The organism is Stenotrophomonas sp. P5_B8, from assembly GCF_054049855.1.
In genome coordinates this window covers 1-14944 of sequence record NZ_JBFULO010000057.1, presented here as the reverse complement: position 1 = coordinate 14944, position 14944 = coordinate 1, and the positions used below count along the sequence as shown (strand labels likewise).

Below are 14944 nucleotides of genomic sequence, written 5' to 3'. Positions count from 1 at the left end.
GTGACGGTCCCGCCATCCCACCCACACCGACCCCAACCCGTCGACAGTGAGCCGTTGCGGTTGCGGTTGCGGTTGCGGTTGCCGTTGCCGTTGCAGTCGCAGTCGCAGTCGCAGTCAAACGTGCAGCTGCCCGAAAAAACAAAAAGCCCCGCAATGCGGGGCTCTCCACTGTCCAGACAACGCGAACCGCTTACAACCGCTCGCGGATCGTCTGGCGCAGCGCTTCCAGATCCTTGGCGAACGCATCGATCCCCGTCGCCAGCTTCTCGGTCGCCATCGGATCGGCGGCCAGATCCGTCGCAAAGCGCGCCGCATCGATCGGCGTCACCGACACCGCTTCGGCCGCGCCGGCCACCAGCTTGCGCGACAGCGCGCCATGGTCGGCATCCAGCTTCTCCAGCAGATCCGGCGAAATCGTCAAACGATCGCACCCCGCCAGCGCCTCGATCTGCGCCGTCGAACGGAACGAGGCACCCATCACCACCGTCGGCGAACCGCGGCGCTTGAACTCGGCATACACCCCGCGCACGAACACCACGCCCGGATCGGCATCGATATCGGCCGGCGCCTGCCCATGGGCCACGTACCAGTCCAGAATGCGTCCCACGAACGGCGAAATCAGGAACGCCCCCGCCTCGCTGCAGGCCAGCGCCTGGGTCGGATTGAAGATCAACGTCAGATTGCAGTCGATACCCTCGGCCTGCAGCACCCGCGCCGCCTCCACGCCTTCCCACGTCGCCGCGATCTTGATCAGCACCTTGCTGCGCGGCACACCGGCCGCCTCGTACATCGCGATGAACTGGCGCGCCTTGGCCACCGTCGCCGCCGTATCGTGGGCCTGGTCGGCATCCACTTCCGTCGACACCCGGCCCGGCACCAGCGTGCTCAGCAGCGTGCCCACGCCAACGGTCAGGCGATCGGCCACCGCGTGCACGATCGTCTCGCGCTCACCCGACTGCTCGCGGCCCCACGCAAGTGCCGTCTCGATCAGGTCCGCATACACCGGCAGATCCAGCGCCTTCTTCACCAGGGTCGGATTGGTCGTGCAGTCGACCGGCTTCAAGCGCTTGATCGCTTCGTAATCACCGGTATCGGCGACCACGACGGACAGATCACGCAGCTGGGTGAGTTTGGACGGAGAAACGGTGTTCATTGCGACTCCTGGTACGAAACGGGGAACCTGCGCAGCGGCAGGGAATTCAGGACTGGGGCTGGTTGTGGACCGCCGTCACACGCAAGCGCAGCTTGCGGCCACCCGGTGCATCCCAGTCCATGGTCTGGCCGACGGCCAGGCCCAGCAGCGCGGTGCCCACGGGCGCAAGGATCGACACCTTGCCCTGCTCGACATCGGCTTCGCGCGGGTAGACCAGCGTCAGCACGTGCTTCTCGTTCTGCAGCTCATCTTCGCATTCCACCCGCGAATGCATCATGACGATGCCCTCGGGCATCTGCTCCGGCGCCACCACCGTGGCCCGGTTGAGTTCGGCGGCCAGGGCCGCAGCCGCGGCGGTCTGGCTGACCGCCGGGGAGTCGAGCATGGCATCCAGCCGATCCATGTCGTGGCTGGAAACGATGATGGACGGGGGCAGCCCGCTGGAAGTGGACATGTAAAGCTCCTTGCGATTGATGATGGCCCATGCAAAAGGCGGCGCCTGCTGGCGCCGCCTGGGTTCTATTGTGCTGCCTATCGAAGGCGGATGCGACCCGGGCCGCATCGACAACGATGCGGCCGGTTCAGCGTGTTGGGCGGTCGGCGTATCAGGCGCTGCGGCGCGGTGCCGTGCCCACGTCCGAATCGGTGTTTTCCAGGGTGAACAGGCCGGCCGGTAGGCGCTTGAACTGCTGCGCCAGCTGCTGGAGGAAACCGGTCATCGCCGAACTGCGCCGCCACGCCATCGCGATGCGGCGGCTGGGACGATCATCGCCCTGGAAATCGAGCAGGCGAATGTTCTCCGAACGGGGCACCGGCGGTTTCACCGACAGGGTGGGCAGCAGGGTGATGCCCACGTCGGCGGCGACCATCTGCCGCAACGTTTCCAGACTGGTGGCGCGGAATTCGGACTTTTCATTGGCACCAAACAACCGGCAGACCGCCAGGGCCTGGTCGCGCAGGCAATGCCCGTCCTCGAGCAGCAACAACTTCTGCGTGGACAGTTCCTGCACGTCCAGATGGTGGCGCCGCGCCAGCGGATGCTGCCCGGACACGGCCAGCAGGAACGGTTCCTCGAACAGGAATTCGGCATGCAGCTGATCGTCGTCCAGCGGCAGCGCCAGCAACGCCGCATCCAGCTTGCCTTCGCGCAGCCGCGCCAGCAGTTCGTCGCTCTTTTCCTCGACCAGCAACAGTTCCAGCTGCGGGAAGCGTTCGCGGATGTTGGGAATCACATGCGGCAACAGGTACGGGCCCAGCGTGGGGAAAATCCCCAGCCGCACCGTACCGGCTTCCGGATCGCGACTGCGCCGGGCAGCTTCCTTCATCTGCTCGACCTCGGCGACGATCGTGCGCGCACGCGCCGCCGCCTCGACCCCGGCCGGGGTCAGCATCACTTTGCGTGGAGCACGTTCGACCAACGGCAGGCCAAGCTCGTCCTCCAGCTTGCGGATCTGGGTGGACAGGGTGGGCTGGCTGACGAAGCAGGCGGCCGCGGCRCGGCCGAAGTGCCGGTGCTCGGCCAGCGCCACCAGGTATTTCAGATCACGTAGGTTCATTTCCTTGGACCTCTAAGCGGTAATGGACCGGGTGATGGCGTGGCTTACCCAGCAGGTGGGCCCCGGTGAACCGGGACCCTGACGTTTCAGGCAGCTTCGGCGACAACGCCGCTGCTCTTGGGAACGGATGTACGGATCAGGTGATCGAAAGCGCTCAGTGCGGCGGTCGAACCGGCGCCCATCGCGATGACGATCTGCTTGTAGGGCACGGTGGTGCAATCGCCCGCTGCGAACACGCCTGGCACGCTGGTCTGGCCGCGGTCATCGATGACGATCTCGCCGCGGGGCGACAACGCCACCGAACCCTTCAACCACTCGGTGTTGGGCAGCAACCCGATCTGCACGAAGATGCCTTCGAGCTCGACCCGGTGCGCATCGCCACCGACGCGGTCGTGGTAGACCAGCCCCGTCACCTTCTGGCCATCGCCCAGCACTTCCTGGGTCAGGGCGCTGGTGATGATGGTGACGTTGCCCAGGCTGCGCAGCTTTCTCTGCAGCACTTCATCGGCCCGGAGTTTGTCATCAAATTCCAAAAGGGTCACATGCGTCACGATGCCGGCCAGGTCGATCGCCGCTTCCACGCCGGAGTTGCCCCCGCCGATCACCGCCACGCGCTTGCCCTTGAACAGCGGGCCGTCGCAGTGCGGGCAGTAGGCCACGCCCTTGTTGCGATACTGGTCTTCGCCCGGCACGTTCATCTGCCGCCAGCGCGCACCGGTGGACAGGATCACCGAACGCGACTTCAGCGCGGCACCGTTTTCCAGCGTGATTTCAATCAGGCCGTCATCACCGGCCGGCGCCAGCGCAGTGGCGCGCTGCAGGTTCATGATGTCGACCTCGTACTCGCGCACGTGCTGTTCCAGCGCGGCGGCGAGCTTGGGGCCCTCGGTTTCCTTGACCGAGATGAAGTTCTCGATTGCCATGGTATCCAGCACCTGGCCACCGAAACGCTCTGCAGCCACACCGGTGCGGATGCCCTTGCGCGCGGCGTAGATCGCGGCTGCCGCGCCGGCCGGGCCACCGCCGATCACCAGCACCTCGAAGGGTGCTTTGGCGTCGATCTTTGCCGCGTCGCGTTTGGCCGACCCGGTGTCCAGCTTGGCCACGATCTGCTCGAGCGTCATGCGGCCCTGGTCGAACATTTCACCGTTGAGGTACACCGTTGGCACCGACATGATCTGGCGTGCCTCGACCTCGGCCGGGAACAGGCCGCCGTCGATCGCCACGTGCTGGATGCGCGGGTTGAGCACTGCCGCCAGGTTCAGCGCCTGCACCACGTCCGGGCAGTTCTGGCAGGACAGCGAGAAATAGGTTTCAAACTTGAACTCGCCCTCGAGGCCCTGCACCTGCTCGATCAGCTCGGCAGTGGCCTTGGACGGGTGCCCGCCAACCTGCAGCAGGGCCAGCACCAGCGAGGTGAACTCGTGGCCCATCGGCAGCCCGGCAAAGGCCAGGTGGATGTCCTGGCCGGGAGTGGTCAGCGCAAACGAAGGGGTGCGCTCGCTGCTGTCGCGGCGTACGTCCAGGCGGATCTGCGCYGACAGCGTGGTCAGCGTGTTGAGCAGCTCCAGCATCTCCTGCGACTTGGCGCCGTCATCCACGTGCGCCGTGATCTGGATCGGACGGGTGACACGTTCCAGATAGGTCTTCAGCTGGGACTGGAGGTTGGCATCCAACATCGAAAAACTCCTTGATTCAGGCAAGGGAACAGCGTCGACGAACCCCGCGGGTGCATCTGCGCGACATGGGGGTGAACCGAAGCGGGCGCGTGGGCACCGGCTTGGGTTCACCCCCACTCCCGTCGAAACGGGAATGGGGATGAGGCGCGGCTTAGATCTTGCCGACCAGGTCCAGCGACGGGGTCAGGGTCTTCTCGCCTTCCTTCCACTTGGCCGGGCACACCTGGTTCGGGTTGGCGGCGGTGAACTGGGCAGCCTTCAGCTTGCGCAGGGTTTCGGAGACGTCACGGGCGATCTCGTTGGAGTGGATCTCCAGGGTCTTGATCACGCCTTCCGGGTTGATGATGAAGGTGCCGCGCAGGGCCAGGCCTTCTTCCGGAATGTGCACGCCGAAGGCGTTGGTCAGCTGGTGGGTCGGGTCACCGACCAGCGGGAACTGGGCCTTGCCGACGGCCGGCGAGGTTTCGTGCCACACCTTGTGCGAGAAGTGGGTGTCGGTGGTGACGATGTAGACCTCGGCGCCGGCCTTCTGGAACTCGGCGTAATGGTCGGCGGCGTCTTCGATCTCGGTCGGGCAGTTGAAGGTGAACGCGGCCGGCATGAAGATCAGGACCGACCACTGGCCCTTCAGGGTGCTGTCGGAAACCTTGATGAACTCGCCGTTCTGGTAGGCGTTGGCTTCAAACGGCAGGATCTTGGTATTGATGAGCGACATCGTTGTTCCTCTTGGTGAAGGGGGTGGGTGAAGCGACCAACACAGGTTAGCGGCTTCATTCCCATAAGGACAATCCATTGATTGCATCTATACGATAGTCATAGGCTATCAAAATGGAATGATCAGGGGATGAACGCTTGGCACCACGCGGGGCAGATCCCTTGCGGGACGCGGGTCTTGGCGGATCAGCCATCGATGGCAGCCATAGCCGTTGTTTATCCGCCTCCGCCGCTGGCTGAACGACGCCTGCGCCAATGGGCATCRCGATCAGGCGCTTGGCGCGGATTCGCAATAGGGGAGCCCAATCAATATTGGTATCGGCATTCTTTGAATCAATGGATTCCGGCCGATGCTGCGTCGCACTCACCGCCTGCGTGGGCCACGTGGGGTGGACTACACTTCGCGCCCCGTTCGCTGATCGCCCTGCCATGACCGCCGCGCCGCCCGAGGTCCGCCAGTTGCTCGCCGATGCCGCCGCCGCCCTGCCGGGGGTGGAAGGACGGCATGAGGCCGAACTGCTGCTCCTGTATGTCCTCCGGCGTGAGCGCAGCTGGCTGTTCGCCCATGCCACCGACGCGGTGGCCCAGGCCGACGCGGACGCCTTCGCGGCCCTGCTGGCGCGTCGGGTGGCGGGCGAGCCGGTCGCGTATCTGGTCGGCAACCGCGGCTTCTGGACGCTGGACCTGGCGGTGACCCCGGCCACGCTGATCCCGCGCCCGGAAACGGAGCTGCTGGTCGAGCTGGCGCTGGCCCGGCTGCCGCTGGACGTGCCGCTGACCGTGGCCGACCTGGGCACCGGCAGTGGCGCCATCGCGCTGGCGCTGGCCAGCGAGCGGCCGCTGGCGCAGGTGATCGCCACCGATTTCAGTACGGCGGCGCTGGCCGTGGCCAGCGCGAATGCGGTGCGCAATGCGGTGCGCAACGTCAGTTTCCGCCAAGGCTCGTGGTTCGCTCCGCTGGCTGGCATGCGCCTGGACCTGATTGCCAGCAACCCGCCGTACATCGCCAGCGACGATCCGCACCTGCAGCAGGGCGACCTGCGATTCGAGCCAGCCACCGCGCTGGCCGCCGGCCCCGACGGGCTGGACGACATCCGGCGGATCATCGACGGCGCCACGGCGCACCTGCGGCCGGGCGGCTGGCTGCTGCTCGAACACGGCTGGAACCAGGGCGAGGCGATCCGCGCGCTGCTGCTGCAGGCCGGGTTCCAGTCGGTGGCCACCGAGCGGGATCTGGAACAGCGTGAGCGGGTGAGCCTGGGCTGTCTGCCCGCGTAGTGCAGCGTGGCCCCGGCGCAGCCCGAGGCTAGAATGCTCTGTCCACCGGACGCCGGCGCAGCCTGATGCGGCGCTGACCGGTGGTCGCTGCCGCAGAACCGGCCGTGCGCTCGGCGCACCGGTGACGCGGCGACTGTCATTCCACATGGAGTTCCTGTCATGCGTACGCTGTATCCCGCCATCACCCCTTATGACGTCGGCACCCTGAAGGTCGATGACCGCCACACGCTGTATGTCGAGCAGTGCGGCAACCCCGACGGCAAGCCGGTGGTGATGCTGCACGGTGGCCCGGGCGGTGGTTGCAGCGACAAGATGCGCCAGTTCCATGACCCGGCCAAGTACCGCATCATCCTGTTCGACCAGCGTGGCGCCGGGCGTTCCACCCCGCATGCGGACCTGGTCGACAACACCACCTGGGACCTGGTGGCCGATATCGAAAGGCTGCGCGAGCACCTCAAGGTGGAGCGCTGGCAGGTATTCGGTGGCAGCTGGGGCTCGACCCTGGCGCTGGCCTATGCGCAGACCCATCCCGAGCGGGTGACCGAGCTGGTGCTGCGCGGCATCTTCATGCTGCGTCGCTGGGAGCTGGAATGGTTCTACCAGGAAGGTGCCAACCGTCTGTTCCCGGATGCGTGGGAGCACTACCTCAAGCCGATCCCGGCGGTGGAGCGCCACGACCTGATCTCGGCGTTCCATCGTCGCCTGACCAGTGATGACGAGGCCACCCGCCTGGCCGCGGCCAAGGCCTGGAGCGTGTGGGAAGGGGCCACCAGCTTCCTGCATGTGGACGACGATTTCGTCAACAGCCACCAGGACCCGCAGTTCGCGCTGGCGTTCGCGCGCATCGAGAACCATTACTTCGTCAACGGCGGTTTCTTCGAGGTGGAAGAACAGCTCCTGCGCGACGTGCACCGCATCGCCGACATCCCCGGGGTGATCGTGCACGGTCGCTACGACGTGGTGTGCCCGCTGCAGAGCGCGTGGGAACTGCACAAGGCGTGGCCGAAGTCGACGCTGGAGATCAGCCCGGCGTCGGGCCACTCCGCGTTCGAAGCGGAAAACGTGGACGCACTGGTGCGCGCTACGGATCGCTTCGCCGGGTAATCAACCCACGGGTAATGCCGGCCGTTGGCCGGCTGCTTTGTTCCCGGCCGCTGGCCGCCTGCGCGCCGATCGGGCACAGCGGTGCCCCTTGGGTGCATGCCAGAAATTGCGTGGAGCCGGCCAGCGGCCGGCACTACCGGGGCTGGGCGGCTGGCTACCAGTGGCCTGCCAGCAACGCTGCGGCGAGCACCTTCAACTTCGGCGAGGCCTGTCGTGACGGCGGGTACACCAGCGACAACGCGCGGCTGCGGCCTTCGAACGGCTGCAGCACGCGTTGCAGGCGGCCGTCGCCGAGCGCATCGGCCACCGCGAAATCCATCACCTGCACGATCCCGACACCCGCCAGCGCGCCTTCCACCAATGGATCGCCGCTGTCGAACACCATCCGCGCCGGGGGCGTGAATTCGCGCAGCCCACCCTCCGCGTCGCGGAACTGCCAGTCCACCAGCCGTCCGCTGCGCAGGTTGCGCACCGCCAGGCAGGCGTGATCGTGCAGCGCATCGACCGTGGCCGGCGCGCCGTGCCGGGCGATGTAGTCCGGCGAGGCCACCGTGACCCAGTGCAACGGCCGCAGCGGGCGCGCCACCATGCGCACGTCGCTGATCGGCCCGGTGCGCAGCGCCGCATCGAAGCCTTCCTCGACCAGGTCGACCAGCCGATCGTTGAGCACCAGCTCGAACTGCAGCTGCGGATGCGCGGCCGTCAGCTGCCCGGCCAGCGGCACCAGCACCTTGCGCCCGAACATGGACGGCGCGGTCAGCTTCAACACGCCCGACGGCGTGCACGGGCGATCGCCCAGCCGCCGTTCGGCGTCTTCCAGCCCGCTCAGCAGTGGCGTGCAGTGATCGACGAACTGGCGCCCGTCCGGGGTCAGGCTGACGTTGCGGGTGTTGCGATGGAGCAGACGCACGCCCAGCTCGGTTTCCAGGCGACCGACCGCACGCGACAGCCCGGACTGGCTGATGCCCAGCTGGCCGGCGGCCACGGTGAAACTGCGTGCTTCGGCGACCTGCACCAGCATGCGCACGGCATTGAGATCCATGGCGGTGTCCGATTGATGCGAAAATGCATGACAGAAATCGAAGTATCCGGGTTTATTTGTTTGACGTCATCAATGAGACTGCGCGCCTTCCCCACGTAGCAACTGGCATGACCCACTCCACGCATGCGTTCCCACCCCGCCTGGCACTGACCCTGCTGGCCATGGCCCAGCTGATCATCGCGCTGGACGCCACCATCATCTTCGTCGCCCTGCACGAGATGGGCGTGCAGTTGCAGATCAATGCGCAGCAGCTGCAATGGATCGTCAGCGGCTACACGGTGGCGTTCGGCGGCTGCCTGCTGCTGGGCGGCCGCGCGGCCGATCTGCTCGGGCGTCGTCGGGTGTACCGACTGGGCATGGCGCTGTTCGCGCTGGCCTCGCTGGTCGGCGGGTTCAGCAACAGCGCCTGGCTGCTGATCGCCGCGCGCGCGGTGCAGGGCATCGGCGCGGCGCTGCTGTTCCCGGCCACGTTGTCACTGATCAACACGATCTACGCCGAGGGCAGCCCGCGCAACCGCGCGCTGGCGATCTGGTCGATGGCCAGCGCCGGTGGCCTGGCACTGGGCACGCTGCTGGGCGGCGTGCTGACCCAGAGCTTCGGCTGGTCTTCGGTACTGCTGGTGATCGTGCCGTTTGCCGGTGCGTGCGCGGTGCTGGGTGGCTGGTGGTTGCCGCGCGATCCGGCGCGGCAGGTGGGCCGCTCGTTCGACCTGGCCGGCTGCCTCACTGTCACCCTCGGCGGCAGCCTGCTGGTGACCACGCTGGTGCAGGGGCCGGAATGGGGCTGGCTGGCGCCGCGCACGCTGGCCTGCCTGGTGCTGTCGGCGGCGCTGCTGGCCGCGTTCGTGCGGATCGAACAGCGCAGCCGCGACCCGCTGATGCAGTTCGCGCTCCTGCGCCTGCGCAGCCTGCGCGCGGCGATGCTGTTGACGATGGTGTTCATGAGCAGCTTCGGCGTGCAGTACTACTTCCTGGCGCTGTACTTCCAGGACGGCTACGGCTGGAGCGCGCTGCAGGCCGGGCTGGCGTTCCTGCCGCCGACGCTGGTGTGCACGTTCGGCATCCGGATCACCGAACGCATGCTGCTGCGGCGCTCGCCGCGCCAGGTGCTGGCGCTGGGCATGGCCGCTGGTGCGATCGGCATCGCCGCGGTCGCGGTGGCGATGCCGTTTGGCGCCACGTATTGGGCGCTGCTGCCGGGCATCGTGGTGCTGAGCATCGGCCAGGGCATGACCTGGACGGCGATGTGGATCGTGGCCGGGCAGGGCGTGCCGGCGGCGCAGCAGGGCGTGGCGTCGGGCATGGCCGCCACCGCGCAGCAGATCGGCGGTGCGCTGGGATTGGCGGTGCTGGTGATGCTGGCCAATGCCGGACGCGGCGAACAGGCGGCGGGCACCAGTGCGCAAGCGTTGCAGGGACTGATCAACGCGCAGTACGGCGCGGCGTTGTTCGCGCTGCTTGGCGTGGCCGTGGCGCTGTGGTTGCGGCCGCAGCAGGATTCGGCCGCGCTGGCGGCGGTAGGCGCGGGTGAGGGATAGGGGGATCGTGCACGGCGTGGGCCGCACCCGGAAGGACTGCGTGCAGCCGACCAACGGTCGGCTCTACCATGGCGGCGCCTGCGGTGTGGTGATCTCCGGTTGCCGGCCAACGGCCGGCATCACCCGCGCGCAAATGCTTCCAGCTGCGGCTGCAGCGCGGTGAAGATCCGCGCCAGTCGTTGCGCCCAGGCATGCTGGCCGGCGGCGTCTGCGATCAGGTCCTGGCGGATCTCCAGCTCCACATGCACCAGCCCGCGGCCTTCGCCATGCACCGGCACGGCGTAGTCGCTGGTGCTGCTCACCGCGTAGGGCTGGTTGTCGCCCACCACCAGGTCACCCTCATCGCGCAGCGCCTGCAGCAGGGCATGCGCACATCGCGTGTCGCGGTGGTACAGCACGCCCACATGCCAGGGCCGCGCGGCGTCATTCATCACCGGGGTGAAGCTGTGCATCAGCAGCAGCAGCGTTGGCCGGCCCTGCGCGTGGCGGGCGTCCAGCTCGGCGTCGATGCGGGCATGGTAGGGCGCGTGGATCGCGTCGATGCGCTGCTGCCGCTGCAGCGGTGACAGCGACTGGTTGCCGGGAACGACCGTGTGGTCGCTGATCGCCGGCATCAGCGTTGGCGATGCYAGCGGCCGGTTGCAGTCGATCACCAGCCGCGAGTAGGTCTGGGTGATCGCCCACGCATCGAGCAGGCGCGCCAGCGCGACGGTGACCCCGGCGATGCCGATGTCCCAGCCAATGTGGCGGTCCCGCTCGGCTTGTGCCAGGCCGAGGCCAGCCAGCGTGGCCGGGATCTGCTGGCCGGCGTGGTCGGCGATCAGCACGAACGGCGAACGTCCCTGTGGCCGATGCACGGTGAACGGTGGCGGATCGGAGGGCCCCAGCAGTGCACCGTGGGCCGTCTGATGGGGAGATGCATCAGCCACGCGGGGTTCCGTCCAGGTGGTGTTCGATCATCCACAACCCGGCCCACAGCTTGGCGTCCAGCTCGTAGCCCTCGCCGATTTTCTCCACCAGCCATGCGGCGGCGCGGGCGCGAGGTACCTCGTGCACGGTGATGTCCTCGCTGGCGTCGCCGCCGCCGTCGCCGATCTTGCGCAAACCGGTGGCGCGCACGAAGGCGATCTTCTCGCTGCTGGCACCGGAGGAGGTCGGGCCGATCATCAGTACTTCGGCGTGCGCGGCGGTCCAGCCGGTTTCTTCTTCCAGCTCGCGCACCGCCGAAACTTCGATCGACTCACCGGCATCGATGTCACCGACCAGCCCGGCCGGCATCTCGATGGTGCTGGCCTGCAGGGGGACGCGGAACTGTTCGACGAACAGCACGTTGTCCTCCGGGGTGACCGCGATGATGATCGCCGCCAGGCCGCCGGCATGGGTGCGTTCGCTGTATTCCCACGTGCCGCGCACGACCATGCGCTGGTACTTGCCTTCGTAGACGACCTTGGGTTCTTGGGTGTTGTGGCTCATGCGAACTCGCTGGCAACGGAAGGAGAGTCGGGCAGCCCGGCGGCGCTGAACAGCCGGCGCCGGGTCAGCGGGCCGAACCGCAGCGCATCGCACAGGCCCTGCAGCATCTGCGGGTCGGCGCTGCCGCGGCGGAAATCGGCATCGGCGCAGTCGAGCGGGGCATCCAGCGCGATGGTGGTCAGCTGGCGCCACAGCAGCGCGTGCTCGCGCTGTTCGCGCAGGCGCACKGCCATCTGCGCCGCGCCACGCAGGCGCAGGAACGGCACTTCGTCCAGCCGCTCGTACAATGTGTCCAAGCTGCCGAAATGGGCCAGCAGGACGGCAGCCGACTTGGTGCCGACGCCGGTCACGCCGGGGATGTTGTCCACGGCATCACCGCACAGCGCCAGGTAATCGGCCATCTGGTGCGCGTGCACGCCGTGGCGGGCCTTGACCCCGGCCATGCCCCAGCGCTGGTTGCGTGCGTAGTCCCACTGTTCGTCATGTTCGAACAGCAGCTGTGACAGGTCCTTGTCGGCGGAGATGATCACCCCGCGCATGCCGGCGTCGCGGCGCGCATGCAGGGCACTGCCGATCAGGTCGTCTGCCTCGTATTCGTGGTGGCCCAGTACGGCCAGGCCGAGCGCGGCGCACAGTGCCTTGCAGTGCGCGAACTGGCGGCGCAGGGCGTCCGGGGCCGGGTCGCGGTTGGCCTTGTAGGCGGTATACAGACGGTGCCGGAAACAGCTGTCCAGCGCCTCGTCGAAGGCGATGGCGATATGCTGCGGCCGCTCGCGTTCGAGCAGGTCCAGCAGGAAGCGCGCGAAACCATGCACCGCGTTGGTCGGCCAGCCCTGCTGGTCCTGGAACTCGTCGGGCATCGAATGCCAGGCGCGGAACACGTACAGGCTGGCATCGACCAGGTACAGCGGTGGCCGCGCAACGACGGCCGCAGGGGCAAGTGCGGACACCTCAGCCCACCCAGTCCTGCAGCAGCGCGGCCGGATCGGGGCGTTCGCGCTCCGGCGGCAGCAGCTTGGGGGTGCCGATATGGATGAAGCCGGCGATGCGCTCACCCTCGGCCAGGCCCAGGTGGGCGTGCACCGCCGGGTCGAAGGCCATCCATGCCGTCAGCCACTGCGCGCCGAAGCCCAGCGCCTGCGCGGCCTGCATCAGCGCAAAGCACACGCAACCGACGGTCATCAGCTGCTCCTGCTCGGGCACCTTGGGGTTGGGGCGGGGCTGGGCGATCACGGTGATGATCAGCGGGGCATGCGAAAAGCGCATCCGGTCCTTTTCGACTTGGGCATCGGAGGCCTGCGGGTCGCGGGCGCGGCTGCGCTCGGCCAGGAACGCCCCCAGACTGTGACGCGCGTCGCCGGCGATCTTCAGGAAACGGTAGGGCACCATCTTGCCGTGATCGGGCACGCGCACCGCCGAGGCCAGCATGCGCAGCAGCATCTCCGGGTCCGGCCCGGGCGCGCCCAGTTGCAGGGCCGGCACCGATCGGCGGGCGTCCAGGGCTTGCAGCGCAGGGGAGTCGGGCATGATTTCTCGATCAGATGGGCGGTGCGCCCAGTATAGTCGCGGCAGTTTGTGACGCGGCTTTGGGCCTTCTCTGATCGATTTGCGACGAAGCGTGATGAACATCACTTAATGAGTGGCATTCCTTCACATGGCTGTACTCGCTTCCCGTCGGCGCTGGCCGTACGATACAAGGCCTGCCGGCACCCGGTCATGAGGTTCAACGTGCGGACTGTTTCACCGTCCCTGACCGGTCGGCCGACCTGCCATCCGGATGCAGGTGCCTGGGGGGCACCGGTATCCATCGTTTCCATGCTGCATTCTGTGCCTGCGAGGGTGGGGAGCCTTTTCGCATGATCGCCACGCCCAATGCATTGGGGCAGCCGGGTCGCGACCCGGCGCTGTTGAAGCAGGCCCGCGAGGCAGTGCTGCCCGCGTTGACCGAGTCGTTCGCGACCGTGCTGGCCCGTTTCGACGACGTGTTGTTCGACCGTGCCGGCACCGCTGGCGCGTCGCAGCTGCTGTTCCTGGACGGGATGCGCGAACTGCGCCGCCGCCGCGAGGACATCGTGCGCGGGTTCCGTGGCCACCTCGACGAGGCCTGGGATGCGCTTGATCGTGGCCAGCCGGCCTCGGCCGAGGCGACCCTGGCCGGACAGATCGAAGATGGGCTGAGCCTGGTGCCCGAACACGTGCTGGAGTCGCGGTTGGCGGTGCGCAATTTCGCCACCGTGCTGCTGCGCGACTGGAAGCCGGTGCTGGGACGGCTCGATCGCCGCCTGGGCTGGATCGCCGGTGGCCTGGACATCAATCCCGACAGCAACCCGATCAGCCCCGAGCATATCGGCGTAGCCATCCATGAGGCGTTTGCCGACTGCGAGCTGGCCCCGGAAGTGCGGCTGGTGCTGATCAAGCTGTGCGAACGCGACCTGCACGCCACGATCGGCAAGCGTTATGAAGCGCTGGACGAGCTGCTGGCCGCCGCCGGGGTCATGCCGCAGATGTCGACCCCGCGCCGTCCTGCCGCACGCGCGCCAGCGCCGCGCCATGAACTGGACGAACTGGTCGATGCGCTGGATGCCGAATCGCTGGCCGGCAACGACGATGCGGCGGCGCCTGCCTGGGCGCAACGCTTCGCCGATCGCTGGGCCGAAAGCCGCGGCCGCATGCAGTCCGCGCAGGCCGGCCCGGCGCCGGGCCCCGCCGGCGAAGGCATGAGCAACAACCAGGGCATGCTGCTCGAAGCCCTGCACGAACTGCTGCAACAGACCCGCCACGTGCGCGAGGACGCCACCTCGGCGGCCAGCGTCGCCGTGGGCCAGCAGCGTCCGCTCAGCCAGCGCGAAATGATGTCGGTGCTGTCGCTGCTGCAGGCCACCCCGAGCGCGACCCTGCGCGCGGCGATCGGCGAAGACGGTGAATCGCTGGCCCAGCGGTTGAAGAGCGAAGTGCTGTCCGGTGCCACCCGCCTTGGCGTGGATCCGTCGCAGGCGCGGCTGGATCCGCAGGACGAGGATGCGATCGATCTGGTCGGCATGCTGTTCGATGTAATGCTGGACGAACGCGACCTGGAGGGCCGCTCGCGCGAGCTGATCGGCCGGTTGGTGGTGCCGTTCGTCAAGGTGGCCATGCTCGACCGACGCATGTTCGTGCAGAAGACCCATCCGGCGCGCAAGCTGCTCAACTCGCTGGCCGAGGCCTGCGAAGGCAACACCGGCGAAAGCCAGGCCGAGCGCGTGCTGATGGGCAAGGTCGAGGAGATCATCGAGCGCCTGGTGGCCGAGTTCAATGAGAACCTGGCGATCTTCCTGACCCTGGAAGAAGAATTCCGCGATTTCCTCGCCCAGCACCGGCGCCGGATCGAGATCGCCGAGCGCCGCGCCGCTGAAACCCAGCGCGGCCAG

General features: G+C 67.5%; 14 protein-coding genes. 4 read left to right on the top strand and 10 right to left on the bottom strand.

Annotated elements, in window-relative coordinates; translation table 11 throughout:
* Positions 1-190: 190 nt before the first annotated feature.
* The 5 genes from ACXJKH_RS05345 to ahpC all read right to left on the bottom strand — a co-directional run bounded on the left by ACXJKH_RS05345 (position 191) and on the right by ahpC (position 5103).
* Positions 191-1153 (bottom strand): transaldolase, encoded by a 963-nt coding sequence (locus ACXJKH_RS05345; RefSeq protein WP_256774969.1) that lies wholly within the window; start codon positions 1151-1153, stop codon positions 191-193.
* Between the two features lie 46 nt (positions 1154-1199).
* The gene (gene rnk, locus ACXJKH_RS05340; RefSeq protein WP_457318572.1) at positions 1200-1607 is read right to left on the bottom strand and encodes a nucleoside diphosphate kinase regulator; all 408 of its coding nucleotides are present in this window, start codon (positions 1605-1607) and stop codon (positions 1200-1202) included.
* A 151-nt stretch (positions 1608-1758) separates the two neighbouring features.
* Positions 1759-2709 carry a DNA-binding transcriptional regulator OxyR gene (gene oxyR, locus ACXJKH_RS05335; RefSeq protein WP_256774971.1) on the bottom strand — a complete coding sequence of 317 codons (951 nt, stop codon included), beginning with the start codon at positions 2707-2709 and terminating at the stop codon, positions 1759-1761.
* Positions 2710-2795: 86 nt separating this feature from the next.
* Positions 2796-4388 carry an alkyl hydroperoxide reductase subunit F gene (gene ahpF, locus ACXJKH_RS05330; protein ID WP_256774972.1) on the bottom strand — a complete coding sequence of 531 codons (1593 nt, stop codon included), beginning with the start codon at positions 4386-4388 and terminating at the stop codon, positions 2796-2798.
* 151 nt (positions 4389-4539) lie between these two features.
* The gene (gene ahpC / locus ACXJKH_RS05325; protein WP_256774973.1) at positions 4540-5103 is read right to left on the bottom strand and encodes an alkyl hydroperoxide reductase subunit C; all 564 of its coding nucleotides are present in this window, start codon (positions 5101-5103) and stop codon (positions 4540-4542) included.
* 428 nt (positions 5104-5531) lie between these two features.
* Here ahpC and prmC point away from each other — a divergent pair, with 428 nt between their 5' ends.
* Together prmC and pip are read left to right on the top strand one after the other, a co-directional pair.
* A complete protein-coding gene (gene prmC, locus ACXJKH_RS05320) occupies positions 5532-6380 on the top strand; it encodes a peptide chain release factor N(5)-glutamine methyltransferase (protein ID WP_457318571.1) in 849 nt (282 codons plus the stop codon).
* Positions 6381-6539: 159 nt separating this feature from the next.
* Positions 6540-7484: a prolyl aminopeptidase gene (gene pip / locus ACXJKH_RS05315; RefSeq protein ID WP_457318570.1), complete on the top strand. Its 945-nt coding sequence runs from the start codon at positions 6540-6542 to the stop codon at positions 7482-7484.
* A gap of 154 nt (positions 7485-7638) precedes the next feature.
* On the opposite strand, the gene ACXJKH_RS05310 is transcribed toward pip, so the two are convergent.
* Positions 7639-8526 (bottom strand): LysR family transcriptional regulator, encoded by an 888-nt coding sequence (locus ACXJKH_RS05310; protein ID WP_457318569.1) that lies wholly within the window; start codon positions 8524-8526, stop codon positions 7639-7641.
* 107 nt (positions 8527-8633) lie between these two features.
* On the opposite strand from ACXJKH_RS05310, the gene ACXJKH_RS05305 reads away from it, so the two are divergent.
* On the top strand, positions 8634-10064 hold the full coding sequence (locus ACXJKH_RS05305; protein WP_457318568.1) for an MFS transporter: 1431 nt from the start codon (positions 8634-8636) through the stop codon (positions 10062-10064).
* A gap of 119 nt (positions 10065-10183) precedes the next feature.
* Here ACXJKH_RS05305 and ACXJKH_RS05300 read toward each other — a convergent pair whose 3' ends face one another.
* The 4 genes from ACXJKH_RS05300 to ACXJKH_RS05285 are packed head-to-tail and all read right to left on the bottom strand — an operon-like array spanning position 10184 to position 13064.
* Positions 10184-10993 (bottom strand): N-formylglutamate amidohydrolase, encoded by an 810-nt coding sequence (locus ACXJKH_RS05300; RefSeq protein ID WP_457318567.1) that lies wholly within the window; start codon positions 10991-10993, stop codon positions 10184-10186.
* Entirely contained in the window at positions 10986-11537 is a 552-nt protein-coding gene (locus ACXJKH_RS05295; RefSeq protein WP_457318566.1) for an NUDIX hydrolase, read from the bottom strand. Before ACXJKH_RS05295 ends, ACXJKH_RS05300 begins: the two co-directional genes overlap by 8 nt.
* On the bottom strand, positions 11534-12487 hold the full coding sequence (locus ACXJKH_RS05290; RefSeq protein WP_457318565.1) for a 5'-3' exonuclease: 954 nt from the start codon (positions 12485-12487) through the stop codon (positions 11534-11536). Before ACXJKH_RS05290 ends, ACXJKH_RS05295 begins: the two co-directional genes overlap by 4 nt.
* A gap of 1 nt (position 12488) precedes the next feature.
* Positions 12489-13064 carry a nitroreductase family protein gene (locus ACXJKH_RS05285; protein ID WP_457318564.1) on the bottom strand — a complete coding sequence of 192 codons (576 nt, stop codon included), beginning with the start codon at positions 13062-13064 and terminating at the stop codon, positions 12489-12491.
* Between the two features lie 329 nt (positions 13065-13393).
* On the opposite strand from ACXJKH_RS05285, the gene ACXJKH_RS05280 reads away from it, so the two are divergent.
* Positions 13394-14944: DUF1631 family protein (locus tag ACXJKH_RS05280; protein ID WP_457318563.1), on the top strand; the 1551-nt coding region annotated here is incomplete at its 3' end.